This is a genomic window from Haloplanus sp. GCM10025708 (genome assembly GCF_042663985.1).
Lineage (GTDB): Archaea > Halobacteriota > Halobacteria > Halobacteriales > Haloferacaceae > Salinirarus > Salinirarus marinus.
In genome coordinates this window covers 189607-215501 of record NZ_JBHSZA010000011.1, presented here as the reverse complement: position 1 = coordinate 215501, position 25895 = coordinate 189607, and the positions used below count along the sequence as shown (strand labels likewise).

At 68.6% G+C, this 25895-nt stretch carries 16 protein-coding genes and 12 pseudogenes; 14 read left to right on the top strand and 14 right to left on the bottom strand.

From position 1 onward, the window contains the following. Nucleotides 1-151: 151 nt before the first annotated feature. On the top strand, nucleotides 152-511 hold the full coding sequence (locus ACFQJD_RS04100) for a PadR family transcriptional regulator (RefSeq protein ID WP_379796349.1): 360 nt from the start codon (nucleotides 152-154) through the stop codon (nucleotides 509-511). On the opposite strand, the gene ACFQJD_RS04095 is transcribed toward ACFQJD_RS04100, so the two are convergent. Next, the gene (locus tag ACFQJD_RS04095; RefSeq protein ID WP_379796347.1) at nucleotides 492-1055 is read right to left on the bottom strand and encodes a DUF7108 family protein; all 564 of its coding nucleotides are present in this window, start codon (nucleotides 1053-1055) and stop codon (nucleotides 492-494) included. The two genes, ACFQJD_RS04100 and ACFQJD_RS04095, sit on opposite strands and share 20 nt — an antisense overlap. Next, nucleotides 1048-1640 (bottom strand): annotated as a pseudogene (rnhA, locus tag ACFQJD_RS04090) (ribonuclease HI). The gene ACFQJD_RS04095 and the pseudogene rnhA overlap by 8 nt, the downstream one beginning before the upstream one ends. Nucleotides 1641-1955: 315 nt before the next feature. Between rnhA and ACFQJD_RS04085 the strand changes: the two are divergent. Then, a complete protein-coding gene (locus tag ACFQJD_RS04085) occupies nucleotides 1956-2921 on the top strand; it encodes a transcription initiation factor IIB (RefSeq protein WP_379796345.1) in 966 nt (321 codons plus the stop codon). A gap of 75 nt (nucleotides 2922-2996) precedes the next feature. Then, nucleotides 2997-4249: pseudogene (nreA, locus tag ACFQJD_RS04080) on the top strand (DNA repair protein NreA). Between the two features lie 188 nt (nucleotides 4250-4437). Here nreA and ACFQJD_RS04075 read toward each other — a convergent pair. The 3 genes and pseudogenes from ACFQJD_RS04075 to ACFQJD_RS04065 form a co-directional block, all read right to left on the bottom strand. After that, a pseudogene (locus tag ACFQJD_RS04075) lies at nucleotides 4438-4875 on the bottom strand (DUF302 domain-containing protein); the annotation flags it as partial. Nucleotides 4876-4980: 105 nt separating this feature from the next. Continuing rightward, nucleotides 4981-5652, bottom strand: coding sequence for a type II CAAX prenyl endopeptidase Rce1 family protein (locus ACFQJD_RS04070; protein WP_379796343.1), 672 nt, complete (start codon nucleotides 5650-5652; stop codon nucleotides 4981-4983). Between the two features lie 30 nt (nucleotides 5653-5682). Then, entirely contained in the window at nucleotides 5683-5967 is a 285-nt protein-coding gene (locus tag ACFQJD_RS04065; RefSeq protein ID WP_379796341.1) for a DUF5789 family protein, read from the bottom strand. 160 nt (nucleotides 5968-6127) lie between these two features. Here ACFQJD_RS04065 and ACFQJD_RS04060 point away from each other — a divergent pair, with 160 nt between their 5' ends. After that, nucleotides 6128-7084 (top strand): DUF7139 domain-containing protein, encoded by a 957-nt coding sequence (locus ACFQJD_RS04060; RefSeq protein ID WP_379796340.1) that lies wholly within the window; start codon nucleotides 6128-6130, stop codon nucleotides 7082-7084. Here the strand turns inward: ACFQJD_RS04060 and ACFQJD_RS04055 are convergent. The 3 genes and pseudogenes from ACFQJD_RS04055 to ACFQJD_RS04045 all read right to left on the bottom strand — a co-directional run bounded on the left by ACFQJD_RS04055 (nucleotide 7081) and on the right by ACFQJD_RS04045 (nucleotide 9693). Further along, on the bottom strand, nucleotides 7081-7521 hold the full coding sequence (locus ACFQJD_RS04055) for a Mut7-C RNAse domain-containing protein (RefSeq protein ID WP_379796338.1): 441 nt from the start codon (nucleotides 7519-7521) through the stop codon (nucleotides 7081-7083). The two genes, ACFQJD_RS04060 and ACFQJD_RS04055, sit on opposite strands and share 4 nt — an antisense overlap. Beyond that, nucleotides 7518-9266, bottom strand: coding sequence for a DNA polymerase/3'-5' exonuclease PolX (polX, locus tag ACFQJD_RS04050; RefSeq protein ID WP_379796335.1), 1749 nt, complete (start codon nucleotides 9264-9266; stop codon nucleotides 7518-7520). The genes ACFQJD_RS04055 and polX overlap by 4 nt, the downstream gene beginning before the upstream one ends. Then, nucleotides 9263-9693: pseudogene (locus tag ACFQJD_RS04045) on the bottom strand (DUF5788 family protein). The gene polX and the pseudogene ACFQJD_RS04045 overlap by 4 nt, the downstream one beginning before the upstream one ends. A 120-nt stretch (nucleotides 9694-9813) precedes the next feature. Between ACFQJD_RS04045 and ACFQJD_RS04040 the strand changes: the two are divergent. Next, the gene (locus ACFQJD_RS04040; RefSeq protein WP_379796333.1) at nucleotides 9814-11676 is read left to right on the top strand and encodes a flippase-like domain-containing protein; all 1863 of its coding nucleotides are present in this window, start codon (nucleotides 9814-9816) and stop codon (nucleotides 11674-11676) included. A 98-nt stretch (nucleotides 11677-11774) separates the two neighbouring features. Here the strand turns inward: ACFQJD_RS04040 and ACFQJD_RS04035 are convergent, their stop codons facing one another. Further along, nucleotides 11775-12521 (bottom strand): cobalamin-binding protein, encoded by a 747-nt coding sequence (locus ACFQJD_RS04035; RefSeq protein WP_379796331.1) that lies wholly within the window; start codon nucleotides 12519-12521, stop codon nucleotides 11775-11777. Between the two features lie 915 nt (nucleotides 12522-13436). Between ACFQJD_RS04035 and ACFQJD_RS04030 the strand changes: the two are divergent. The 3 genes and pseudogenes from ACFQJD_RS04030 (at nucleotide 13437) to ACFQJD_RS04020 (ending at nucleotide 15665) form a co-directional block, all read left to right on the top strand. Then, nucleotides 13437-14497, top strand: a pseudogene (locus ACFQJD_RS04030) (DNA-methyltransferase). 31 nt (nucleotides 14498-14528) lie between these two features. Next, nucleotides 14529-15202 (top strand): annotated as a pseudogene (locus tag ACFQJD_RS04025) (type I 3-dehydroquinate dehydratase). A gap of 40 nt (nucleotides 15203-15242) precedes the next feature. After that, complete coding sequence (locus ACFQJD_RS04020; protein ID WP_379796328.1) at nucleotides 15243-15665, top strand: DUF7575 domain-containing protein; 423 nt, start codon at nucleotides 15243-15245, stop codon at nucleotides 15663-15665. On the opposite strand, the gene ACFQJD_RS04015 is transcribed toward ACFQJD_RS04020, so the two are convergent. Beyond that, nucleotides 15625-15894, bottom strand: a complete 270-nt coding sequence (locus ACFQJD_RS04015; RefSeq protein ID WP_379796326.1) for a winged helix-turn-helix domain-containing protein — start codon at nucleotides 15892-15894, stop codon at nucleotides 15625-15627. The two genes, ACFQJD_RS04020 and ACFQJD_RS04015, sit on opposite strands and share 41 nt — an antisense overlap. A 201-nt stretch (nucleotides 15895-16095) precedes the next feature. On the opposite strand from ACFQJD_RS04015, the gene ACFQJD_RS04010 reads away from it, so the two are divergent. Beyond that, nucleotides 16096-16800: a class I SAM-dependent methyltransferase gene (locus tag ACFQJD_RS04010; RefSeq protein ID WP_379796325.1), complete on the top strand. Its 705-nt coding sequence runs from the start codon at nucleotides 16096-16098 to the stop codon at nucleotides 16798-16800. Nucleotides 16801-16855: 55 nt separating this feature from the next. Beyond that, nucleotides 16856-17835 (top strand): annotated as a pseudogene (locus tag ACFQJD_RS04005) (glycosyltransferase family 2 protein). Here the strand turns inward: ACFQJD_RS04005 and ACFQJD_RS04000 are convergent. Beyond that, nucleotides 17759-18587, bottom strand: a pseudogene (locus ACFQJD_RS04000) (amidohydrolase family protein); the annotation flags it as partial. The pseudogenes ACFQJD_RS04005 and ACFQJD_RS04000 sit on opposite strands and share 77 nt — an antisense overlap. 163 nt (nucleotides 18588-18750) lie before the next feature. Between ACFQJD_RS04000 and thsA the strand changes: the two are divergent. The 3 genes and pseudogenes from thsA to ACFQJD_RS03985 all read left to right on the top strand — a co-directional run bounded on the left by thsA (nucleotide 18751) and on the right by ACFQJD_RS03985 (nucleotide 21722). Next, nucleotides 18751-20306, top strand: a pseudogene (thsA, locus tag ACFQJD_RS03995) (thermosome subunit alpha). A gap of 67 nt (nucleotides 20307-20373) precedes the next feature. Further along, nucleotides 20374-21378 carry an APC family permease gene (locus tag ACFQJD_RS03990; protein WP_379796323.1) on the top strand — a complete coding sequence of 335 codons (1005 nt, stop codon included), beginning with the start codon at nucleotides 20374-20376 and terminating at the stop codon, nucleotides 21376-21378. After that, complete coding sequence (locus ACFQJD_RS03985) at nucleotides 21330-21722, top strand: hypothetical protein (protein WP_379796321.1); 393 nt, start codon at nucleotides 21330-21332, stop codon at nucleotides 21720-21722. Before ACFQJD_RS03990 ends, ACFQJD_RS03985 begins: the two co-directional genes overlap by 49 nt. On the opposite strand, the gene ACFQJD_RS03980 is transcribed toward ACFQJD_RS03985, so the two are convergent. The 3 genes and pseudogenes from ACFQJD_RS03980 to ACFQJD_RS03970 form a co-directional block, all read right to left on the bottom strand. Further along, nucleotides 21719-22369, bottom strand: a complete 651-nt coding sequence (locus ACFQJD_RS03980) for a trimeric intracellular cation channel family protein (protein WP_379796319.1) — start codon at nucleotides 22367-22369, stop codon at nucleotides 21719-21721. The genes ACFQJD_RS03985 and ACFQJD_RS03980 overlap by 4 nt on opposite strands. Further along, a pseudogene (locus ACFQJD_RS03975) lies at nucleotides 22369-23114 on the bottom strand (SAM hydrolase/SAM-dependent halogenase family protein). Before ACFQJD_RS03975 ends, ACFQJD_RS03980 begins: the two are co-directional and overlap by 1 nt. A 19-nt stretch (nucleotides 23115-23133) precedes the next feature. Further along, nucleotides 23134-23647: pseudogene (locus ACFQJD_RS03970) on the bottom strand (nicotinamide-nucleotide adenylyltransferase). A gap of 167 nt (nucleotides 23648-23814) precedes the next feature. Between ACFQJD_RS03970 and lonB the strand changes: the two are divergent. Next, nucleotides 23815-25895: pseudogene (lonB, locus tag ACFQJD_RS03965) on the top strand (ATP-dependent protease LonB).

Below are 25895 nucleotides of genomic sequence, written 5' to 3'. Positions count from 1 at the left end.
GTGGAACGTCCGGGCGTCGAGACAGCCACGAGTCTCTCGTTCGCGATACGTTAGAAACCGGGGAAGTTATAAAACAGCGAATAGCGCCCTGAACGGCTACTTCTGACCTGAGTTGAGAAGCGTTAAATAGAAGGATGACATTTTCATAAGCATGTCAGAGGCACAAACAGTCAGCAGCGAGCCGGGCATCGTTCGCGACCTCACCGCGTTCCAGCAGAACATCCTCGTGATCCTCTCCGAGGAACCGATGTACGGGCTGGCCATCAAACGGCAGCTCGAATCGTACTACGGGACGGAAGTCAACCACGGCCGTCTCTACCCCAACCTCGACGACCTGGTCGAGATGGGACTCGTCGAGAAGAGCGAACTCGACAAGCGGACCAATCAGTACGAACTGACCGACGAGGGCCACGAGGCAGTCCTCGACCGCCTCGAGTGGGTCCTCTCGAAATTCGTCACGGACGACTCCCGGGCAGACGAGGTCCGTGACCTCATCGACGCACAGCTGTAAACTCGGGCATCTCGGTTTTTGCGGCGTCGAACGCGAGTTCGAGCGACTGCGCTATCACCGCGCGTTGCTCGTCGGACGGCCACGCGTTCCGCGGGTAGTACTCGTCCAGAAACTCCTGCAGTTCGTCGGCCGTCGCGCGCTCGATGCGCTTGGCGTAGTGGTTGCCCATGAAATCCGCGAACGCGCGGGCGTTTTCGGCGTGTATCTCGCCCGCCTCCGCGGCGACGGCGTCGACGACGGCCGCGTTGTGTTCCTCGACCGCGTCCCAGTCGTCCGGGTCGCCCGCGCCGGCGAGTGACACCTCGATGCCGCGGTCGACGTCCTCGATGCGCTCGACGCGAATCACGCCGTCTTCGACCCACTCCTCGGGGTGGAGGACCAGCGTGTCGTCCTCCTCGCGGATGCGGGCGGTGAAGTCGTGTTCGGCGAGCATCGACGCCCGTTCGCGTTCGTAGGCGGCCGCTTCGCTCTCGTCGACTGCGTCGCGGGCGAGGCGGGTGAGTCGCTCCGCCTCGTCCACCACGTCCTGTGGGAGTTCAGCCATCGTCGAGTGCCTCGTTGGCTAGTCTGTCGGCGCGGTCGTTTATCTCTCGCGGAACGTGTTCCAGCGACCAGCGGTCGAACGAGTCGAGGAGTTCTCGCGCTCGCACGCGGCGCTCGCGCAGGCCCGGATCGTTCACGTTCCACTCGCCGCGGACCTGTTTGACGACGAGTTCGGAGTCGCCGCGGAGGTCGATCTCGTCGAAGCCGTAGTCGCGGGCGACTTCGAGCGCCCGGAGGAGGGCCTCGTACTCCGCGCGGTTGTTCGTCGTCTCGCCGATGCGACTGCTCCCCTCGTCGACGATGCCGTCGCTCGTGACGACGACCCATCCGACGGCCGCCGGGCCGGGATTCCCCGACTCGCGCCGTCGAAGTAGACGTGGGCGCGCCCGCTCGCGTCGGAGAGCAGCGCCGTCAGATCCGACGGGCGCGCGCCCTGGACGACCACCTTCTCGTCGTAGGCGACGGCGACGGCGTCGCCGCGTTCCGCCCGCCAGCGTTCGTGTTCCGTGTTGCCGGCGGCCACCTCGACGCCTGCCGCCTCCAGACGTCGCCTGGCTTCCTCGGGGTCGCACTCGATGAGTGGCATTACTCCCGAATCCGGGCGACCCGACCAAAGGCCGTTCGCTCTCCGACGGCGAGGGCGAGGCGTAGGTGTTCGCCGACGCTTCGGGCGACGTCGGCGTAGGTGTTCGCCGACGCTTCGGGCGACGTCGGCGTAGGTGTTCGCCGACGCTTCGGGCGACGTCGGCGTAGGTGTTCGCCGACGCTTCGGGCGACGTCGGCGTAGGTGTTCGCCGGCGTTTCGTGACGACGCCGCCGTTCGTACGCGCAGCCGACGAGATATCATTAAGTGGCTCATCCCAGATTTTAAGTCGACTGGAAACACGATTATAAAAACGCGATGACACGGCCCACCCGCCAGCGGGAGGAACGGACGCGATGGCAGGGCGAGGACGAGGAGGCTGAAGACGAAGACGTCGACCTCGACGACTTAGATCCGGAGGACCTCGTCAGGACGGCCGACGGCGAACTCATTCACGAGGAAACTGGCCTCATCATCGAAGAGGACCAGATCGACCCCGGTCCCGAGTGGCGGGCGTTCAACCACCAGGAACGACAGGAGAAGTCCCGCGTCGGCGCGCCGACGACGCAGACGATGCACGACAAGGGGCTGACGACGACCATCGACTGGAAGGACAAGGACGCCTACGGGCGCTCGATTTCCTCTCGAAAACGAAGCCAGATGCACCGCCTGCGCAAGTGGCAGGAGCGCATCCGCACCAAAGACGCCGGCGAGCGCAACCTCCAGTTCGCGCTCTCGGAGATCGACCGCATGGCCTCCGCGCTCGGCGTCCCCCGCTCCGTGCGCGAAGTCGCGTCGGTCATCTACCGACGCGCGCTCAACGAGGACTTGATTCGGGGCCGCTCCATCGAGGGCGTCGCCACCTCCGCGCTGTACGCCGCCTGCCGGAAGGAGGGCATCCCCCGCTCGCTGGAGGAGATTTCCGAAGTCTCGCGGGTCGAGCGCAAGGAGATCGGCCGGACGTACCGCTACATCTCCCAGGAACTCGGGCTGGAGATGAAGCCCGTCGACCCCAAGAAGTACGTCCCGCGGTTCTGTTCGGAGCTCGAACTCTCCGAGGAGGTCCAGTCGAAAGCCCACGAGATCATCGAGACGACGGCCGAACAGGGCCTGCTCTCGGGGAAGTCGCCGACCGGCTACGCCGCCGCCGCGATCTACGCCGCCTCGCTGCTCTGCAACGAGAAAAAGACCCAGCGCGAAGTCGCCGACGTCGCCCAGGTGACCGAAGTCACCATCCGCAACCGATACCAGGAACAGATCGAAGCGATGGGCATCCATAGTTAGGACGTCCCGCAATCGTTTCGCACCCCGACTGTTTCGCGGAACGTTGAAGCCCGGTCCGCCCGTATCGCCGGGCGAATGCGGCTCGACGAGTTCATCGAGATAGAGCAAAACGAACGCGCGGAGCGTCGCCGCCTCGCCGAGGAGAAGTCCTACGCCGTCGTCGACCACCTCGACTCGTTTCGCGAGCGGTTCGAGGAGACCGTCCAGGGCGACTCGACGTTCGGCAGCGTCTCGCCCTCGATCTTCGTCGGCCGGTCGAACTATCCGAACGTCTCGGCGGGCATCCTCTCGCCCGTCGGCAACGAGGAGCGGGCGGGGAAATTCGCCACCAGCGGCGCGTGGTACGACGAGGGCGTCGACCTCCCGGAGGTGTTCCGCCGGCGGACGAGCCTCCTCAACTCCAGTCGCGCCGCGCCCGTGAACGTCCACGACACCTGGGACGGCTTCGTCGGCGTCGGACGCGAAGTCGCCATCGCCGACCGTCCGGTGCAGGTCGAAATCGGTCTGGCCGACGATCCGAAACTCGACTTCGACGTCGACGACGTGACGACGCCGACGGGACCGCGAGCCACGGCCCGATCGGCCGCCCTCGACGAGAATCCGCACGTGCCCCGCCCCGTGAAGAAGACGCTCGAGGACGACGACTGGCGCGCCGAGGGAGCCATCAACTACCTCTACCGGCGCGGCTTCGACGTCTACGACGTCAACACAATCCTCTCGGCGGGCGCGCTCGGCCGGAGCGAGGCCCGTCGCCTCGTCCCGACGCGGTGGTCCATCACCGCCGTCGACGACACCGTCGGCCGGTACCTCCGCGGGCGCGTCCGCGACAACCCCGGCGTCGACGCCGTTCAGGTCTACCGCAACGAGTTCGTCGGCAACGCCTACTGGGTCGTGCTCGCACCCGGTAACTGGGAGTTCGAACTCGTCGAGATGAAAGCGCCCGGGAGCGTCTGGAATCCCGACCCCGAAGCGGGGACGTGGCTGGCGAGCGATTACGAGGGCTACGAGGGCCGCACGGGCTACGTCGACGAGACGGCGGGGGCGTACCACGCCGCCCGGCTGGCCGTCCTCGAACACCTGGACGACGTGGGGCGACAGGCCAGTTGCCTGGTCCTCCGACACGTCTCAGACGACTACTGGGGTCCGGTCGGCGTCTGGCAGGTCCGCGAAGCCGTCCGGCACGCCTTCGACGGCGACAGGGGGAGGCGGAGACGTTCGAGGACGCCGTCCGCGGCGTCGCCGAACATCTCCCCGTCGCCACGACGGCGCTGCGTCGGAAATCGACGATGGTCGCGGGTCGCCAGTCCAGCCTCACCGACTTCTCCTGAGGCCGCGGATCGAGAGGGGTCCCGCTCCGACGTCGGCGTCCCTGGCATCCCCGTCTGGCTGCCGAATCCTCGGTCTGGCTGCCGAAATCCTCGGTCTGGCTGCCGGCGTCCGTCGTCGTCTGTATCGGCCAGCGCGGACCGTCCAGAGCGCGTCGCGAGCGTGGCGGCGTTCGCCCGGCAGCAGGCCTGAGGTTGCCGTACGCTTCCTCGACGAGGGCCCCCGTGTCGGCGACGACGTCGGCCATCGCCTCGTCGTCGGGGGCGATACCGGTCAGTCGGGCGATCTTCATGATGCTGACGTGGTAGACGGTCTGGACGCCCGGTTCTTCCTCCCAGACGACGACGTTACAGGGGAACAGCGACCCGATCCGCTTCTCGCTCGCGTCGAGGGCGCGCGCGGCCATGTTCGGGTTGCACGCGCCGAGGACGTAGTACGGGTCGAGTCCCGCGTCCACTTTCTCGTTCAGCAGGTCCGAGACCGAGAACTCGACGGGGACGCCGAATCCGGCGTCCGTAAACACCTCGCGGACGTGTTCGACGGCGTCCTCGTGGTTCATTTCGAGGGTCGCGCGCTTCTCGCCGACGTCGTCCGAGGCGACTTCTTCGGGGTCGAACGGGAGCACCATGCGCGTAGGTGGGACGCCGCCGGCCCTAAATGTCCCGGCGCGTGGCGGGGCACAAGGGCACGGCGCTCGGCGACCCACTCCGCTCGGACCGTCGACGGACGCGGGCTACAGGGGAACCGGCAGCCACGACAGCCAGCCGACGACCAGTTCCGGCGAGAGGAGGGGCGGATGCAACACGAGCCAGTCGAGCAGCGCGAGACCGAACCCGTGGGCGACGACGGAGGGGACGATGGAGCGGCTCCTGTAGTCGACGGCCCCGAAGAGTACGTCCGCCGGCCCCGAGAGGAGAAGTTCGACGGGCGGCTTGCTGAGGTGGTGGAAGGCGTAGACGACGGGGCTGATGAAGACGCTCTTGAAGCCGATGTCGCGAACGCCGACACAGAGAAGCCCCCGGTAGTAAGTCTCCGCGGCGGCGGCGACGACGAACTGGGCGAGCGCGTGGGGGAGGAACGCCGCCAGCGCGGTGTTGGTCTCCCACATCGGGTAGTACGCGCGGATGGTCGGCAGCGACGAGCCGACCAGATAGAAGGGACAGACGAACGCCGCGAGCAAGAGCGTGTTCCGCGCCACCCGCCAGTCGAGACGCCAGCCGAGGTCGCGGCCGTGCGTGAGCGCCAGCAGCGACGGCAACAGGACGAAGACCACCGAATCGCGGACGGCGCGGGCGCGGAGGTCGTCGGTGGGGACGGTCCACGCCGTCCACACGACGGTCAGGACGAGTCCGGCGAGCAGGGAGCGGTGAACCCACGAGAGGCGCGAGAGCCGTGTCCGAATCACGGACTCCCGTACTCCGCCGTCGAACACGACCTACTCTGCCGTCTGGACCGGGCCGGATCCGACGATGGCCCGTACTTCGCGCACGAACTCCTGCCGGGACTCGAAATACGTCTCGTCGGATTCGTCGAGCACCTCGTCGAGGTCGCGCGGGCCGTCCGGCGTCCGGATGACGGCGTCGCCCTCCTTCTCCCGAACGGAGCTGTTCTCCTGGGGCCACGTCAACCGGGACGCGACCCGCGCGATCGGCGCACCTTCGACCGGCTCGCCCTCGCCGAGTTCGACCACGGGACCCTCGGATTCCTCCTCGTCAGCCATACCCGTGAGTTTTGCACCACCGACATTAATCCCTTCGACCCACGTCGGTCGGGATCGACGCCGGGGCGGTCCGTCAGCTATCCGGTGCGTAGACCGGTCGGCGCGCCGTCATGCGCTCGTCTGACGTAGGGTTTTGTGGGAGGCTCGCGTACTCCCGACCATGACCAGTCTCGGGGAGGTCTACCACGGGCAAGGCGACGGTGACGTCGGCCCAAAACGGCTGTATGCGGGGACAGGGCTGTTCCTCGTCGGGGCGGCGCTCGTCGTCGCGGGCATCGTCGTCGCAGCGACGGACGTGATGCGAAGCGGGGGCGCGTCCCTGCTTCAGGTGCGCGAGTACGGCGGCATCCTCGCCGGCGTCGGCGTGCCGGCGGTGTTTCTCGGCGTCTTCGCCGTGTTACCGTCGAGTCGAAACACGAAGGCAGCGGCCGGGATCGGTGCCAGCATCGCCGTCCTCGGCGTCGCCCTGTTCACCCACGCCTATCCGTGCAAGTGGTCCGGCGCACAGTGCGCGGCCGGGCTTCCGAATCTGACCCTCCCGACGGTGAGCGTCTACTTCCTCGGGACGATCACGACGTTCTGGTGTCTGTTCGTCGGCGTGGCGAACTTCAAGACGCGCAACGATCCCGGCGGCACCGTCACCATGGAGGTGACCCGGCAGGGCGAGACGCGCGTCGTCGAAGTCGATCGGAAGGAACTCCAGCGGGGGAGCGTCGGCGTCTCCGGCGGCACTGCCCGCTCCACGTCGGGGCTCACCGACGCCCACGTCAGCGACGGCGGCGCGAGCGCGAACGACATCCAGTCGCCCCTGGACGCGTCGGGCGATGGCGGCGCTGAAGTGATGTCCGGGAGTTCGGAGGCTCGGTCGAACGCGAGTGGGGCGAGCGATCGGAGCGGCCCCTCGGCCTCCGGTAGTGGCCCCTCGGCCTCCGGTAGTGGCCCCTCGGCCTCCGGCGGCAAGTGGGGCTCCTCGACCCAGGCCGACCGCTACTGCGGCAGTTGCGAACATTTCGAGTACGTCCAGACCGACCGCGGAATCCAGCCCTACTGCGACTACCACGACGGGCTCATGGAGGACATGGACGCCTGCGAGCAGTGGACCTCCCGATCCGACTAATCCGGCAGCCGTTCCCGCACGTCGTCCCAGTGACTTCCTTTCCAGAAACACTGTCCGCAGTCGAGACATCGCCAGACGCCCGTGTCCGCCGGGTCGGGCGCGTACGTCGGCAGGTCCACGGCCGCCGCGACGCGATCCAGCGGCCCGTTACATCGCCCACACCGGCGCGGCGGGTCGGCGATCGACACGTCGACGCCCGCGGCGGAGAGTTCGCGCAACTGCTCGCCCACGTCGCGGGCGGTGAGGAGAATCGCGTCGTCGACGTCGCGGGCGAGTGACTCGTCGCGCGTGAGCAACGTCCGGCCCTCGCTGGCGGCGAGGTCGGCGACGGCGTCGTCGGCTTCGACCCCTCGATCGAGGGCGTAGGCGGCGTCGTGGCCGCAGATGCGGAGATACGTCGCCAGTTTGCCGAGCATCGCGTCCAGCAGGAGTCTCAATGGAGGAACTCGCGGACGCCGTCGGCGTCGCGGGCGTTGAGGACGTCCGCCGTCTCGGCCCACCCGCGACGCGCCGTGTGGACGCCGTAGCGGACGTTCGCGAGTTCGGACGGCCGGTGGGCGTCGGTGTTGATAGCGACGGTCGCCCCCGCTTCGACGGCGACGCGGACGGCGTCGCCGTTCAGATCCAGGCGAAACGGACTCGCGTTGATTTCGAGGGCCGTGTCGTTCTCGATGGCCGCCTCCACTACCGGGGCGAGGTCGACCGGGAGGCCCTCACGGCTGTGTATCATCCGTCCCGTCGGGTGGCCGAGGACGTCGACCGAGGGGTGAGAGACGGCGCGGACGAGGCGTTCGGTGGCCGCATCGCGGTCCTGATTCAGGTCGCTGTGCGGGGAGGCGACGACGACGTCGAGGTCGGTCAGGACGTCGTCGGCGACGGAGAGGCCGCCCTCGGCGTCGATGTTGGCCTCGACGCCGGCGAACAGCTCGATGTCGGCGTCGGCGGCGACCGATTCGATTTCGCCCATCTGGTCGCGGAGTTCGTCGTCGGTGACGCCGACGCCGCCGACCATCCCCGGGCCGGTGGCGTGGTCGCTCACGCAGTGGTAGTCGTAGCCGCGTTCGGCCGCCGCGTCGGCCATCTCCGCGACGGTGTTGTCGCCGTCGGACCACTCGGTGTGGGTGTGGAGGTCGCCGCGAATCTCGCCCTCTTCGAGGAGCTCGGGGAGTTCGCCGTTCCTGGCCGCGTCGATCTCGCCCGTGTCCTCGCGCAGGTCGGGCGGGATGAGCGGCATGTCGAGGGCGGCGTACATCTCCGCTTCCGTCTCGCCGCCGATGCGCTCGCCCACGCGCTGGCCCGCGTCCGGATCGTCCACGTCCGAGACGTCGAAGACGCCGTACTCGTTCATCTTCAGGTCGCGGTCGATGGCGACGTTGCGCAGGTGGACGTTGTGTTCCTTGCTCCCGGTGAAATACTGGAGCGCAGAGCCGAACTCCTCGGGGACGACCACCCGCAGGTCGATCCGCATGTCGCGGGCGCGGATGCTCGCTTTCTTCGGCCCCGCCTCGATGACGTCGTCGACGTCGTCCCAGTCGAGGAGGGCCTCGACGACGGCCTCGCCCTCGGTGCTCGACACCAGGGCGTCGACGTCGCCGATGGTCTCGCGCCACCGACGGATGGAGCCGGCGATCTCGACGCGGGAGACGGCATCGACCGCGGAGAGATGCGAGTGGACGTCCTCGGCGACGGGGCGGGCGTCGCCGAGCAGTTCGCGTTCCTGTGACTCGCGGGCGAAGTCGACGTTTTCGAGGATGTTTTGCTCCGTCTTCTCGCCGAACCCCTCTATCTCTCTGATCTCGCCCGCCTCCGCCGCCGCCTCCAGTTCGTCGAGCGTCGTGATGCCGAGGGCGTCGTACAATTTCCGGGCGCGTTTCGGACCGAGTCCTTCGACGTTCGTCAGCGCCTCCATGTCGACCGGGAGCTCCGACCGGAGCGCTTCGAGTTCCGCTATCTCCCCCGTTCGAACGTATTCGAGGATCTTCTCGGCGAGGCTGTCGCCGACGCCGTCGATCTCCTTGACGGCGTCTTTCCCCTTCGCGGCGAGTTGCTCGACGGGGTCGGGGTGTTCGCGGACGTTCCGGGCGGCTTTCCGGTAGCTCCGGGGCTTGAACTCCACGTCTTTGGCCTCCAGCAGGTCGGCGAACTCCTCGAACCGGTCGGCGACTTCGGCGTTCCGGCTCATCGCCGCCCCGAGGACTTCTCGCGACCGAGCGCCTGCCGGAGGAACTGCATCCAGCGCTTGCGGTCGGCGGCCTGCTGGAGTTCGGCCTCCTGTTCGACGTCGACCGGGCGGAGCTGTTCGAGGGCGTTCAGCGCCCGGTCGATGCCGACGATCGACTCGACGAGTCGCTCGCCCTCCGCGAACGTCACCTCGTCGTCCTCGATGCGCTGGACGCGCTGGAGGCGCTCCCGACGGAGGTTCTTTTTCGCCCGCTCGACCCGGTCGCGCTCCCCGGTCGGAACGGTGTCGCGGCGCTTGATCTCGAAGACGAACTGCTGTAAGTCGATTTCCTCCCCTGGATTTCGATGGAGTCGGGGATTTGCGCGCCGACGGTCGCCCCGTCCCGGTTGACGCGTTCCAGCAGTTGCTTGCGCTCGAACTCTTGCACGGGGGCGTCTACGGGCGTCGGGAACTTCGCTCCTTCGGCGTCGGCGCGGCCGTCGCCGACACGGGCGGGCGACGCACCGATGCAGAAAGTTCTTACGCCGCGGCGGCCCAGTCACGCCAAATGGGTAGTCCCGGGGCCGCGGACGCGGGCGACGCCCCGTCGGTCGACGTGAGCGTCGTCCTCCCCGCGTACAACGAGGAGCGGACGATCGAGGAGACGGTGGAAACGACGATAGCGACGCTCGAATCCTTCCTCCCGGCCGACGCCTTCGAAATCATCGTCGCCGAAGACGGCTGTGACGACCGGACGCCCGAAATCGCCGACCGGATGGCCCGCGAGGACGCCCGGGTCCGCCACTTCCACAGCGACGAGCGACTGGGGCGGGGCGGGGCGCTCGAACGCGCCTTCGAGGCCGCCCACGGCGACGTCCTCGTCTACTTCGACACCGACCTGGCGACGGACATGCGACACCTGGAAGAGCTCGTCGAACGCGTCCGCTCGGGCGACGCCGACGTCGCCACCGGGTCGCGGTGGATGCCCGGCCGTCGGGCCGAACGCCCGGCCAAGCGCGGCGTCCCGAGTCGGGGATACAATCTGCTCGTGCGGACCGTCCTCCGATCCGGCCTGCGCGACCACCAGTGCGGATTCAAGGCCCTGAGCCGCGAGGCGTTCGAGACGCTCCACGAGGACGTCGAGGACGACCACTGGTTCTGGGACACGGAACTGCTCGTGCGCGCCCAGCGCGACGGCCTCACCGTCGCGGAGTTCCCCGTCGACTGGGAGTCGAAAGGCGACACGAAAGTCGACCTGGTCCGCGACATCTTCGGGATGGGGAGCCAGATCCTCCGCCTCTGGTGGCAGCTCTCCGTCCGCCCGCGCATCTCCCGGAGGGTGACCGTCGGCGTCGGCATCCTCCTGACGCTCGTCGCCCTCGCGCTGATGACGGTGTATCTCGACCCCGAAGCGGTGCTGACGCAACTGGAGAGCGCCGACCCCTTGCTCGTCGCGCTCGCGGCGCTCGTCTACCTCGTCTCGTGGCCGCTTCGGGGCGCGCGCTACCGCGACATCCTCGCCGAACTCGGCTACGAGGAGCGACTCGGCTTCCTGACGGGCGCGGTGTTCATCAGCCAGACCGGCAACCTCGTCTTCCCGGCGCGCGCCGGCGACGCCGTCCGCGCCTACGTCGTGAAAGCGCGGCGCGACATCCCCTACCCGTCCGGCTTCGCCTCGCTCGCCATCGAACGCGTCTTCGACCTGCTCACCATCACCGCCCTCGCTGGGACGGTCCTGCTCGGACTCGTCGCCACCGGCGGCGCGGCCGACCTCGTGGCCGCCGTCTCGGGCGGCGTCGTCGGCGTCGACCCCCGGAGCGCCCGCATCGCCCTCGTCGTCGCGACGGCGGTGGGAGCCGCCGCCGTCCTCGCCGTCGGAGCCATCGTCGTCAGCGCCCGCGCGGAGGCGAACCTCGTCCGGCGGGCCGTCACGGGCCTCAGCTCCGACTCCTACGCCGACTACGTGGCCGGCGTGCTGGAACGGTTCGTCGGCGACGTCCAGAAAGTGGCCGGCAGTCGGGGCGCGTTCACCCGCATCGGCGCGAGCAGCCTCGTCATCTGGACGCTCGACGTGGTGACGGCGGCAATCGTCCTCACGGCGTTTCCCGTCTCCCTCCCGACGACGACGCTCGTCGCCGTCTCCTTTTTCGCCGTCAGCGTCGGCAACCTCGCCAAGGTCCTCCCGCTCTCGCCCGGCGGCATCGGCCTCTACGAGGCGGCCTTCACGCTGCTCGTCGCCGGTCTTACCCCCATCACGGGGCCGGCGGCGTTCGGCGCGGCCATCCTCGACCACGCGGTGAAAAACGTCGTCACCGTCGTCGGCGGCGTCGTCTCGATGCTCGCGCTGAACGTCTCGCTCACCGAAGCCGTCGACGAGAGCGCCGGCGCGCGCGAGAACGTGATGGACCCCGACGCCGTCGACACCGAGTGATCGGGACGAAACGGCCCGAACGCGGCCGCAAGCGCGTCGTCCCGCGTCCGAGTGGCCGTGATCGGGGTCGCCGGTCGCGCCGTCCCGGTCGTCGGCCGTCACGCCGTCCCGGCACCGTGGAAGGCGTCCGCGAGTCGACCGACGCCCTCGATCAGAGTCGGCGCGGGACGGTTGAGGTAGGCGTCGTCGACGACGTGGACGGCGGCGTCGACGTCCCACCCCCGATCGCGGAACCGGGCGGCGTCGACCTTCGCGCCGTGGCCACAGACGTGGAGGACGACGTGGTCGGGGTCGGCGCGTTCCACCGCCTCGCGGGCCACCTCGCGAGAGCGCTCGCCGGAGTCGGCGAACGGATACCGACCGCCCGCGGCGGCGACGGCGTCGGGGACCCAGTTGCCGGCGGCCATCGGCGGATCCGACCACTCCTCGCAGTAGACGACGGGGCGGTCCGCGCCGTCGACGCGGGCAGCGATTCGGGCGAGTCGCTCGCGGGCGTCGGCGGCGAGGCGTTCGCCCGCGTCGGGGCGGCCGACGGCCCGACCGAGTTCGACGAAGCCGTCGAGGACGCCGTCGAGGGTCGTCGCGTCGTCGTGGGAGACGCGAAACCCGCGTTCGCGCAGGTCGTCGCGGACGTCGGCCTGCAGGGCGTCGCTGGTGCAGACGAGGTCGGGGTCGAGCGCCGCTACTCGGTCGTAGTCGGGGGTGAGCCAGCCGCCGACGACGGCCGGGTCCGAAGCCACGTCGGGGCAGTGTGTCGTGACGCCGACGAGTCGGTCCCCGACGCCCATCGCGGACAGCGTCTCCGTCGCACTCGGGGCGAGCGAGACGACGCGCGTCGCGGTCATAGCCCGGAGTCGGGGCGCGACGACCAAATAGTTCACTCACCGGTCGCGTCGCCGGGGCCGAGCGCCGCCCCGGCGGGGTTTTATCCGCGAGAGGCCCACAGTGGGGAACGGATGCGCCTCGACGACTTCGTTCGCCACACCGGGGACGCTGAGCGGACGCTGACCGTCGTCAACCGGACCGAACACGACGCGGTACAGGAGATGCTGGAGTCGCTGTTCGCGGATCAGCCGGTTCGAATCGAGGAGGCGACCCGGGAGGACGCCGACTCGAATCTCGTCGTCCTCTCGGACGGGGAGGAGGTCCTCGGCGTTTCGACGATGGAGTCGGTCAGGGACACGGTCCTGCTCGTCAACTCGGACCTCTACATCACCGGCACGCGCGACGTCGACGAGGTGGCGACGCCGACCGTCCTCGCGGGACTCGACGAACTGACGTTCTCGGTCCGGGGGTATCCCGACTCGAACCGGGAGAAGCTATTGCTCGTCGAGATGTCCCGTCACATCGAGGCGACGGCGCGGCAGCTAGACGACGGCGTCCTCCACACCGGCTTCCAGCACCTCTCGCGAATGGAGGACGAACGCGGAACGCGGCGCGTCTACGAACGCCTCGCGTCGAGCGACGTCGACGTCCACCTCTACGGCGTCCCGGACTACGCCCCGGAGATCGACGTCCACGTCCACGGCCACGACGACGAGGAGATACGGCGTTCGTGGGTCGTCGCCCTCGAGGGCGTCGACCGCGGCCGCCCTCCTCGCCGTCGAAACAGCCCGCAACGAGTGGAACGGCTTCTGGACGTACGACGCGGATCGGGTGTCGAGCGTCGGCTCGCATCTGCGCGAGACGTACTGGTAGCTACCCGACGCCGACCGTCGAACACCGAAACGGCTACCTGTCACCGGGCGGAGAAGCCGCCAATGCGGACCGAGCACGTCCTGCGCGCCGGCGACGCCGCGTCGATGGACGCCCTCGCCGACGAGTCGGTCGAACTGGTCGTCACGTCGCCGCCGTATCCCATGATCGACATCTGGGACGACCTGTTCGCCGCCCGGGACCCGTCGGTCCGCGACGCCCTGGACGCGGGCGACGGCGACGCCGCCTTCGAGGCGATGCACGACCAGCTCGACGCCGTCTGGGACGAGGTGTGTCGAGTGCTCGCGCCGGGCGGGATCGTCTGTGTCAACGTCGGCGACGCCACCCGCTCCGTCGGCGAGGAGTTCCAGCAGTTTTCGAATCACGCCCGCGTCGTCACCGCCCTCCGCGAGCGCGGCCTGACGCCGCTCCCGGACGTCCTCTGGCGGAAGCCGACGAACAGCCTCACGAAATTCATGGGGTCGGGGACGCTCCCGCCGAACGCGTACGTCACGCTCGAACACGAGTACGTCCTCGTCTTCCGGAAGGGCACCCCCGGTCGTACGAGGCGGGCGACGACGCCCGCTACGAGAGCGCCTTCTTCTGGGAGGAGCGAAACGAGTGGTTCTCGGACCTCTGGACCGTGCAGGGAACGGATCAGACGCTCGCGACCGAGGGGCGCGACCGGTCGGCCGCGTTCCCGCTCGACGTCCCGCTCCGACTGATCCGGATGTTCTCGGTCCGGGGCGAGACGGTCCTCGACCCCTTCGTCGGGACGGGGACGACGACGCTGGCGGCGATGCTCGCGGGGCGGGAGTCGGTGGGCTACGACCTGGACGGCGACCTGTTCGACGCGGTCGACGCCCGCCTGGAGGACCTGCCGGCGGCGTCGCGACGCCGCGCCCGCGACAGACTCGACCGACATCGCGCGTTCGTCGCCGACCACGACGCCGACTACGACGCCGTCCACTACGACTTCCCCGTGGTCACGAACCAGGAGCGCCGAATCCGCCTGTACGCCGTCGAGTCGGTGGCCGAAACGTCGACCGCGGCGGCGCGGCGCTACGAACTCGCCCACGCGCCCGTCGACGGCGCTGGCGACGGCGAGGCGACCGGCGACGGGTAACGGTTTTGCGTCCGCGTCCAAGTGTGCGTGCATGGAGTTCGATTCGTTCGTCCTCGCGGCGGCGACGGCGGACCTCGACGAGGAGCCGGCGGCGCGCGACCACGCCGACGCCGTGGAGTTCCGGATGGACCTCGCGGACCGACCGCGGGAACAACTCGACGACTACGACGGCGACCTGCCGCTCGTCGTCACCAACCGCCCGGAGTGGGAGGGCGGCGAGGCGACAGTCGAGGAGGCGGCGCGCCTCGACGCCCTGGTGACGGCGGCCGACCACGAGGCCGTCGAAGCCGTAGACGTGGAACTGACGTCGCTCCGCTCGGACGCCGGCGCGGAGACGGCCGCCGCCGTCCGAAACCGGGGGTCTCGGTCGTCGCCTCGGTCCACGACTTCGACGCGACGCCGCCGAAGGACCGACTGACCGCGCTGCTGTCGGAGGCGGCCGAGCGGGGCGACGTCGGCAAACTCGCGGTGACGGCAACGGACCGGAGCGACGCGCTGGCGCTCCTGTCGGCGACGTACGCGGCGACCCGGCGCGGCGACGACGTCGCGACGATGGCGATGGGGCGGGCGGGCCGCCACACGCGGGCCGTCGCGCCCGTCTACGGGTCGAAGATCGGCTACGCGCCGGTCGATCCGGCGAAGGCGACGGCCCCCGGCCAGTACGACCTGTCGACGCTCGCGTCGCTCGTCGAGCAGCTCTCGTAAACCCGAAAGTTAACCATCCCGCGGGAGACTGGTACTGGAGATGGACATGCGTCGCCGCGCGCTGATGGCCGCACTGGTCGGGGCCGTCGGATCGGTCCTCGGCATCGCGGGCGTCGGACACGCTTACCTCCGCGAGTGGCGACGCGCCCTCGCGTGGTTCACGTTCGTCCTCGGTGCGGGGCTCGTCCTCGTGGCGACGTTCGCGGACCCGCAGACGGTGACGCCGGCGTCGCTTCCGGTAGAGGTGACGGTCCCGCTCGTCGTGCTGTTCGTCCTCAACACGTTCGACGCGTATCAGCTCGCCAGTCGGACGTCGAGCTCGGCGCGGGCCGCCGACGCCTGTCCGACCTGCGGCAGGGAGATCGACCCCACGCTCGAATTCTGTCCCTGGTGTGCGGAGCCGTTCGAGACGGCCGACGAGGCTACGTCCGAAGGAAGTACACCTGTTTCCGAGCGTCCTTGAAACTGTACCGGGAGCCGACGATGTCCGACTCCTCCAGTCGCTTCAGGGCGTAGCGGACGGTCCGGTCCGGCAACAGAGTCTCCTCGGCGAGCCGGCCCTGCGAGAGCGGCGCGTCGCCCTCTAGCACTTTGGCGACCAGTTTGGCGCTGGGCGGCAGTTCACGGAGGCGCTCGCGGTACTCCGTCTCGGAGAGGCGTTCTCTCGGGGGCGCGTCTGCGGTGGTGCTCATACCCGCCCGTGTCCCGCGCCTCGTGGTAAAGGTTATCTCCATATGTGTGAAAAGAACCGGGATTCTTTAAGGGAATTATATTCACGAACGTCCGGTTCTCGCCGGCGTTGGCGAGGGGAACTATCCGAACGTCAACGCCGGTCGGGACGGCGAGGGACTTCCAGTACGGTTTTAGTCCTCGGGCCGAGAGTCGGACGTAGCGTGAAGGGAAAGGAGTGGTACCAGGCGGACGAGGTCGCCCAGGAGTACGACGCCAAGCGATTCTCGAAGGGCGGGCGGCTCATCGACCGCCGAGAGAAACAGGCGGCGCTCGACGCGCTCGGGCCGGTCGAGGGGAAAGACGTCCTCGAGATCGCCTGCGGGACCGGACGGTTCACCGTGATGCTGGCCGAGCGCGGCGCGAACATCGTCGGCCTCGACATCTCGGCGGCGATGCTGTCACAGGGACGCGAGAAGGCCCGCGCCGCCGGCGTCGACGACCGCATCGAGTTCATGCGCGGGGACGCGGCGCGCCTGCCGTTCCCCGACGATCATTTCGACGCCGTCTTCGCGATGCGGTTTTTCCACCTGGCGGACACGCCGGTGAAGTTCCTCACGGAGATGGCCCGCGTCTCGAACGAGCAGGTGTTTTTCGACACCTTCAACGACCGGAGCACGCGCGTCCTCTACAACTGGCTGTTGCCGATGGGGTCGCGGCTCTACTCCCGCGACGACGTGACGCGACTGCTCTCCGACTCGAATCTGACCCTCGACGACGAGGCCCACGACTTCGTCTTCCCCTACGGCTTCTACCGGAAGATTCCGAACGACATCGCCGACGAGTTCCGGGGCCTCGACCGCGCCATCCTCGACTCCGGCCTCGGGGAGAAACTGGCCTCCGTCTCCTACTGGGACGCCCGCGTCTGAGGCCCGGCCTCACGGAGGAGAACCCATTTAACGCATCGGAACGCAGGATACCGGTATGGACCTCTCCGTAGTGGTGCCGACTCTCAACGGCCGCGACCAGCTCGCCGCCAACCTCGACGCGCTGGCCGCGCACGCGCCGGACGCCGAGGTGGTCGTCGTCAACGGTCCCTCGGCGGACGGCACCACCGGAATGGTACGCGACCGCGACGACGTCGACGTACTGGTGGAGGTGTCGGCGCGGACGCTGAACGTCGCCCGCAACGCGGGCATCGAGGCGGCGGCGGGCGACGTCGTCGCCCTCCTCCGACACGACCTGGTCGTCGAACCGTCGTGGTGCGAGGCCCTCGCGGACGGCGTCGCGGAAGCGCCGGTCGTCACGGGACCGACCCACCGGACGCTCCGAGCGGGGATGACGACCGAGACGTCCGAACGCGACGTCGTCACCGACCGCGACGTCGTCTACTTCGACGGCGGCAACGTCGCCTTCGAAGCGCCGGTCCTCGACAGGCTCGACGGCTTCGACGAGTATCTCGAAACCGGCGGCTCGCGCGACCTCGCCCACCGCCTCGCCGGCCTCGGATACGACGTGGCGTGGCGAAGCGGGATGAGCGTCCGCCGGGAGTACTCCGCCGACGGCGGCGTCGCGTCCGGCGACGCCGGCTGGAAATACCGGGCGCTCGCCTACCGACTCGTCAAGAACTACGGCCTCCGACCGACGGTCGCGACGCGGACGGTCCGACACGCCGTCGACGACGCCGTCTCGACGGGGCGGGACGTCCTCCGCGGCGAGGTGACGCCGACGACGTGGGCCGCGACGGGCCGGGACGTCCTCCGCGGCGTCGCGACCGGCGCGAAAGACGGCTTCGTCGCTCGCGCGGACGACCGGACGCCGCGGCGGAATCCAAGGGCATCTCCTCGCGCGACGACCGCGCAGTCGCGCGCTACGACTGGCGCAGCGGGCCAGTGCCGGGACCACGCGCCCGGGGTTTTTCGAGAACGCACGGCGCATCAGGTCCTCTGGTACGTCGAGCGTGAGCAGTTCCATCACGCCGACGTCGGGGTGAACGTCCGGCGCTCCGCTGCCGAACAGCACCCGGTCGGGGAACTCCCGGAGGGCGCGTTCGAGCACGTCTCGATAGCGCGTGTGCGCGGTGTCGAGAAAGAGGTCGTCGTGGTCGTCGAGCAGCGAGATGGCCGCGGCCATCGACTCTCGGTTCGCGGGATGGCCGCCGAACGCGACGAGGACGACCGGCATGGACCGGCTGAGGAGCGTCGCCTCGACGGCCGCCGGGGAAGCCGTCGCCCGCGCGGACGACGACCGGGAGACCGACGTCGTCGAGGCGATCCAGCGTCTCCGCGTCGGGGAGGCCGTCGCGGACCGGGTCGAGGACGAACCCGTGGAACCGATCGTCGTAGGCGTACTGTTCGACATCGCCGGGCGAGGTGTGAAACTCGCGGCGCGAGGCGGTGAGGTTCCGGAGTTTCGCGACGGGGCGGTCGCGGGGGTCGCGGGGACCGTCGATGCGGGCGAACGCGACGAACGGCCGGTCGACGCTCAGCCGCGCCACCGCGTTGTTGGCACGGAGGTAGCCGTCCGACACCCCGACGTCCGGCGCGACGACGGCGCGGACGATCCCGGCCTGCTGCATCTCCCGTTCCAACCGGTCGGGGGCGGCCGGCTGTCCCCGCTTCGCCTCGACCCCGTCGGGAACGAGTCGGGCGTCGACGTCGACCACGCGGAACCCGTGTTCAGCTCCAGCACCGTCGCCAGTTCGCGGGGCGGGCACATTTGCCTACCGGTGGGGAGCTCGCACTCGGCCCGCACCGTCACCTGTCGATATCGTAACTATTCCGCCGGTGTCGTGCGATTCCGGTGCTCGCTCAACAGCAACGTATATATAGAACCACAAACATTGAATAGAACGAGGCTTACGAATCATGTCGTCACGTATGAATCAGCCGATGTTTATTCTCGCAGAGGATACCGAACGAACCCAGGGCAAATCCGCCCAGGATTCGAACATTCGAGCCGGGAAGGCGGTGGCCGACGCCGTCCGAACGACGCTCGGTCCGCGGGGCATGGACAAGATGCTCGTGGACTCGTCGGGCAACGTCGTCGTCACCAACGACGGGGCGACCATCCTCGAGGAGATGGACATCGAGCATCCCGCGGCCCAGATGATCGTCGAGGTGGCCGAGACACAGGAGGAGGAAGTCGGTGACGGCACGACGACGGCGGCCGTTCTGACGGGCGAACTCCTCTCGCACGCCGAGGAACTCCTCGAGAACGACATCCACCCGACGGTCATCGTCGAGGGGTACAACGAGGCCGCCCGACTGGCCAAGGAGGTCGTCGACGCCCAGACCCTCGACGAGGAACTCGACGACGACCTGCTCGAACAGGTCGCCGAGTCGAGCATGACCGGCAAGGGAACCGGGGACGTCACCGCGGACGTACTGGCGGAACAGGTCGTCGCGGCCGTCCGTCACGTCTCCGCAGACGGCGGCATCGACCGCGACAGCATCCACATCACGACCCGGACGGGCTCGAGTTCCAGCGCCACCGAACTCGTCGAGGGCGTCATCGTCGACGAGGAGCCGGTCAACGAGAACATGCCCCGATCCGTCGAGGACGCCACCGTGGCCGTCCTCAACATGAAACTCGACGTGCGCGAGAGCGACGTCGACACCGAGTACAACATCACGGACGTCGACCAGCTCAACGCGGCCATCGAAGCCGAGGAGAGCGAACTCGAAAGCTACGCGAAGACGCTGAAGGAGGCGGGCGTCGACGTGGTGTTCTGCACGAAGAAAATCGAGGACCGCGTGGCGAACTACCTCGCCAACGAGGGCATCCTCGCTTTCAGCAACATCAAAAGCGACGACGGGAAGGCGCTGGCGCGCGCGACGGGCGCGACCCAACTCGGCACGCTCACCGAACTCGACACGGACGACTTCGGCCACGTCGAGTCCATCTCGCTCCGGAAGTTCGGCGAGGACGAACTCGCGTTCGTCGAGGGCGGCGCGGCGGCCCGGGCCGTGACGCTGCTCCTGCGCGGCGGCACCGAACACGTCGTCGACGAACTCGAACGCGCCATCAACGACGCCGTCGACGTGACCGTCGCCGCCATCGACGAGGGCGGCGTCGTCCCCGGCGCGGGCGCGACGGAAATCGCCATCTCCGATTACATCCGCTCCGAGGCGGCGGGCATCGAGGGCCGCAAGCAACTCGCCGTCGAGGCGTACGCCGACGCGGTTGACATGCTCCCGCGCACCCTCGCGGAGAACACGGGCATGGACGCCATCGACGCCCTCGTCGACCTCCGCTCGCGCTTCGAGGAGACCGGTCGCGCCGGCATCATCGCCGAGAGCCGATCGGGCGTCATCGACGACCCCTCGAATACGGCATCCTCGACCCCGCCGCGGTCAAACACGAGGCCGTCGAATCCGCCACCGAGGCCGCGACGATGATCGCTCGCATCGACGACGTCATCGCCGCCGAATAAACGGCCGCCGTCCGGATTCCGTTTTTGGCACCCTCCTTTAGGCGTCGAGTGACAACGTCGGCGTACGATGTCTGAGGGGACGCTCGGCCTCGCCGGAGCGACGTCTATCGCGCTCGGCGGCATGATCGGCGGCGGCATCTACGCCGTCCTCGGCGTGGTGACGCAGTTGACCGGCGCGGCGACGTGGGCGGCGTTCGTCGTCGCTGGTGCCGTCGCCCTCTGTGTCGGCTACGCCTACGATCGACTGAACGCCCTCACGGAGGACGGCGGCGGGTCGGTGACGTTCGTCCAGTCGTTCACCGGGCGGACGACGCTCGCGGGGATGACCGGGTGGACTCTCCTGTTCGGCTACATCGGCTCGATGGCGATGTACGCCGTCGCCTTCGCGGAGTTCACCGTCGCCTTCGACGCCGTGCCCGCGACGTACGCCGGGGCGTCGCTGCGAACGCTCGTGGCGGTGCTGGCCATCGCGGGATTCGTCGGGGTGAACCTCCTCGGGGCCCGGACGAGCGGGGCGACCGAGAAGGTGCTCGTGAGCGTCAAGATACTCGTCCTCCTCGCGTTCGGCCTCGCCGGCGTCGCCTACGCGGCGGGGCTGTCCGTCGACCCGATTGCGCTCGGGAAAGGGTCGCTCACGTCCGTCGATCCGATCACCGCGGCGGGCGTCTCGTTCGTCGCCTTCCAGGGCTGGCAGCTCCTCTTCTACGACCAGGAGAGCATGGCCGACCCCGTCTCGACGATCCGGAAGGCGATCGCCCTCTCGATCCCGCTGGCCGTGGCGATTTACGTCCTCGTCGCGGTGGCGACGTACAATCTCGCGCCCGACGCCCTCGCTACACACCCCCACGTCGCGCTGAAAGACGCCGCCGAACGCGTGGCCGGCGTCGTCGGTCTGGGTCGCCTCGGCGGCGTCGTCATCGCGTTCTCGGCGCTGTTCTCGACGGGGAGCGCCATCAACGCGACGCTGTTCTCGTCGAGCCACTTCGCCAAGGAATGCTCTCCTCCGATCTCCTTCCGGACCGCATGGGCGACGGCGACGCCGACGGCCTCCCCGAACGGACCGTCGTTGTAATCGGCGCGCTCACGGCCGCCTTCGCCGCCTACGGCAGCCTCGAAGCCGTCACCAACTTCGCGTCGATCGCGTTCGTCGTCGCCTTCGCGGCGGTGAGTTACCTCGCCGTCCGCCAGCGCGACAGGGAGGCGGTCAATCCGCTGCCGCCGCTGGTGGGGCTGGTCGGCACCGCGAGCTTCGTTCCGCTCGTCCTCGCTCACCTCTACCGGACCGATCCGAACACGTTCGTCCTGGTGTGTGTCCTCGCCGTCCTCGTCGTGGCCGTCGAACTGCTCTACTTCGAACACGAGGACATCGCGCGGAACGTCGAACGCGTCGAAGACGGGATCCAGACGAAACTCTAGACCGTCGGCAGTCCCCACTCGTACCGCAACGCGAGCAGTCGAAGCGCGAAGACGAGCGCCGCACACGGGAGGACGGCGGTTCCGGGCGCGACGCCGAGACGGACGGCCACCCAGAAGGCCACCCCGCCGACGACGGCCGGCGTCGCGTAGAAGTCCTCGCGGAGGACGGCCGGCACGCGGTCGAGGAGGACGTCGGAGATGCTCCCGCCGCCGACGCCCGTGAGCGCGGCGAGGGTGACGACGCCGAACGTCGAGAGGCCGGCGTCGACGCCGACGAGCGCCCCCGTCGCGGCGAACGCGGCGAGGCCGACGGCGTCGGCGAGCAACAGGACGGTGTGGTCCCGCAGGCGACGCGAGCGCCACCGACGGAGCGAGACGGCGAGGGCGACGCCGAAGAGGACGACGCCCACGTCCGTCGTCGACTGGAGTGCGACCGGAATCCGACCGACGAGGACGTCGCGGGTCACGCCGCCGCCGAGCGCTGTCAGGACGCCGAGGACGGCCACGCCGAAGACGTCAAGGTCGGCCTCCATGGCCTTCAGCGACCCGACGACGGCGAACGCGACGAGGCCGACGGCGTTCATCAGGGCGAACGGGTCCACCGAGGGGACGGCGTCGAGAAACGCGACCCCGGCCACCGGCGTCATCAGTCGAGCGTCACCTCGTCGCCGGGCGCGAGGCCGAAGTAGTCGTCGCCCCGGCCACGGTTCACGTCGCACTCGACGTAGCCGTGGCTGCCGACGGTGGCCACGGGATCGCCCGGGGCGACGGCGGCGAACGTCTCGCCGACGGGGACGGCGTCGCCGTTCACGCGGACCGTCTCGCGGCCGTCGAGGAAGTCGCCGGGGACGTTCGTGACGACGTTTCCGAAGTCGTCGACGACGAGCACGTCGCCTTCGGCGCGGGAGTCGGAGACGGACGCCGTCGGGAGTTCGAGGTCGACGAACTCGTCGGTCGGGGCGAGCCGGTCCGTCGAGCCGAGCGCGTCGACGCCGACTTCGTGGACGTCGGCCGCGAGCGGGGCGAAGACGTCGCGGCCGTGGAACGTCGACGACGCGGGAGCCCCGGGGTCGGCGACGAAGACGTCGAGGTCGTCGGCGACGTGGCGGGCCGGCGGGAGCAACAGGCCGTTGTCGGGGCCGACGAGGGCGTGATCGCCGGCGCGGACGACGAGGACGTCCCGGTCGGTGCCGACGCCGGGGTCGACGACGGCGAGGTGGACCGCGGGCGGGAAGTAGGGGAGCGTCTCGCGCAACCAGAAGGCGGCCGCGCGCACGTCCTGCCGGGGAAGTCGTGGGCCACGTCGACGAGGCGGGCGTCGGTTCGTTGCAGGACGACGCCTCTCATCGCGGCGGGATACGGTGATCCGAAGTCGGAGGCGAGCGTGATCATCGGTCGTCGGCGTCGGTCATCAGTCGCCGTTGGTGTCGGTCTCGCTCACGCGCTGGAGGCGCTCGATGCCGTCGATTTCGTCGATCACGTCCACCACCGGGTCGGGGACGAGGTCCTCCCAGCCGCCCCCTCGATCATGCGCTCGCGGAGTTCGGTTCCTCGAGCACGTCGCGGTTGAACATCGGGGACTGGCGCACTTCGACGCCGGCCTCGTGGAACAGTTGGATGACGAGTGGGTTGTTCGAGTAGGCGACGTCGAAGGTCGGCGACATGCTCTGGACGTGGCTCACCCACACCGAGTGCCGATCGAGGTCCTCGATGGGGACGGCGTAGGTGGTGAGGTCGAACTCCGCGACGGATTTGGTCACCATCATCACGCGCTCGCCGGCGGTGAACGGGTTTCGCCGCGTGTGGGAGTCACCGGCGCTCCCGATCCCGAGGACGAGTTCGTCGACTTCGTCTGCGATTTCTTCGACCATCTGGTGGTGGCCGTTGTGGTACGGCTGGAAGCGGCCGATGTAGAACCCCCGCATCGGTGAGAGATAGTAGACGATTATTTAAAAAAACGACGAGTCGTCGAAAGCGCCGAATTCGTCGCGTAGAGCGCCGATATCGGAGTGACAGACCGATCACACCCGCAGACGGAGGGGAGAAAGTATATCAGTCGCGCACCCTTCAGTTGTGACAACGACAGCGTTCTATGAGTAACGATACGAACAACGACGACAGCATCCCGGAGGAGCCCGAAATCGCGGGATCCGGGTCCGCTGGAGACGACGCCGACGAGTGGGTCGAGCCCGGCGACGCCGTCGACGACGGACAGTCCGACGGATCCATCGAAGACCTCGGCAGCGAGGTGGAAATCGACGCCGAGGTCGACGAGGAGATCGCCGAAGACGACCTGCTTGGAGGGCTACAGATAGATTCGTCCGCCGAGATCGAGGTGCCGGATCGCCTCGTCGACCAGGTCATCGGGCAGGAACACGCCCGAGACGTGGTGATGAAGGCGGCCAAACAGCGCCGACACGTCATGATGATCGGCTCCCCGGGGACAGGGAAGTCGATGCTGGCGAAGGCGATGGCCGAACTCCTCCCGAAGGAGGAACTCCAGGACGTCCTCGTCTATCACAACCCCGACGACGGGAACGAGCCGAAGGTGCGGACCGTTCCCGCGGGCAAGGGCGAGCAGATCGTCGAGGCCCACAAGGAGGAAGCCCGCAAGCGCAACCAGATGCGCTCGTTTTTGATGTGGATCATCATCGCCATCGTGCTGGGCTACTCGCTCATCATCGCGGGGAACATCCTGCTGGGCATCCTCGCGGCGGGGATCATCTATCTCGCCTTCCGCTACGGGTCGCGCGGGAGCGACTCGATGATTCCGAACCTCATCGTGAACAACGCCGACACGGCCACCGCGCCCTTCGAGGACGCGACGGGTGCACACGCCGGCGCGCTGCTGGGCGACGTCCGCCACGACCCGTTCCAGTCCGGCGGCATGGAGACGCCGTCCCACGACCGGGTCGAACCGGGTGCCATCCACAAGGCCAACAAGGGCGTGCTGTTCATCGACGAGATCAACACGCTCGACATCCGCTCCCAGCAGCATCTGATGACCGCGATCCAGGAGGGCGAGTTCGGCATCACGGGCCAGTCCGAGCGCTCCTCGGGCGCGATGGTCCAGACCGAGCCCGTCCCCACCGACTTCGTCATGGTCGCGGCCGGGAACCTGGACGCGATGGAGAACATGCACCCCGCGCTCCGGTCCCGCATCAAGGGATACGGCTACGAGGTGTACATGGACGACACCATCGAGGATACCCCCGATATGCGGCGCAAATACTCCCGGTTCGTCGCCCAGGAAGTCGCCAAGGACGGCCGCCTGCCGGACTTCAGCGCCGAGGCCATGGAGGAAGTCATCCTCGAAGCGCGGCGCCGCGCGGGCCGGAAGGGCCACCTGACGCTCAAACTGCGCAATCTCGGCGGCCTGGTCCGCGTCGCGGGCGACATCGCCCGCGCCGACGGGGCCGAAGAGACCACCCGCGAGCACGTCCTGCAGGCGAAAGGTCGCTCGCGGAGCATCGAACAGCAGCTCGCGGACGACTTCATCGAGCGCCGGAAGGACTACGAACTGCAGGTCAGCGAGGGCCACGTCGTCGGCCGCGTCAACGGCCTCGCGGTCATGGGGGAGGACTCCGGCATCATGCTCCCGGTCATGGCCGAAGTGACGCCCTCGCAGGGGCCGGGCGAAGTCATCGCCACGGGTCAGTTGAAGGAGATGGCTCAGGAGGCGGTCTCCAACGTCTCCGCCATCATCAAGAAGTTCTCCGACGAGAACATCTCCGACAAGGACATCCACATCCAGTTCGTCCAGACGGGCCAGCAGGGCGTCGACGGCGACTCCGCCTCGATCACCGTCGCGACGGCGGTCATCTCCGCGCTGGAGAACGTCGGCGTCGACCAGTCGCTCGCGATGACCGGGTCGCTCTCGGTGCGGGGGACGTCCTCCCCGTCGGCGGCGTCACTCACAAGATCGAGGCCGCCGCGAAAGCCGGCTGTGACCGGGTCATCATCCCCGAGGCGAACATGCAGGACGTGATGATCGAGGACGAGTACAAGGAGATGGTCGAGATCATCCCGGTCGAACACATCAGCGAGGTCCTCGACGTCGCCCTCGAGGGCGAAGCCGAGAAGGACTCGCTGGTCGATCGCCTCAAGCACATCACGGGCTCCGCGTTCGACGGCAACGTGAACCAGGGTCCGAGCAGCCCCAGCCCGCAGTAG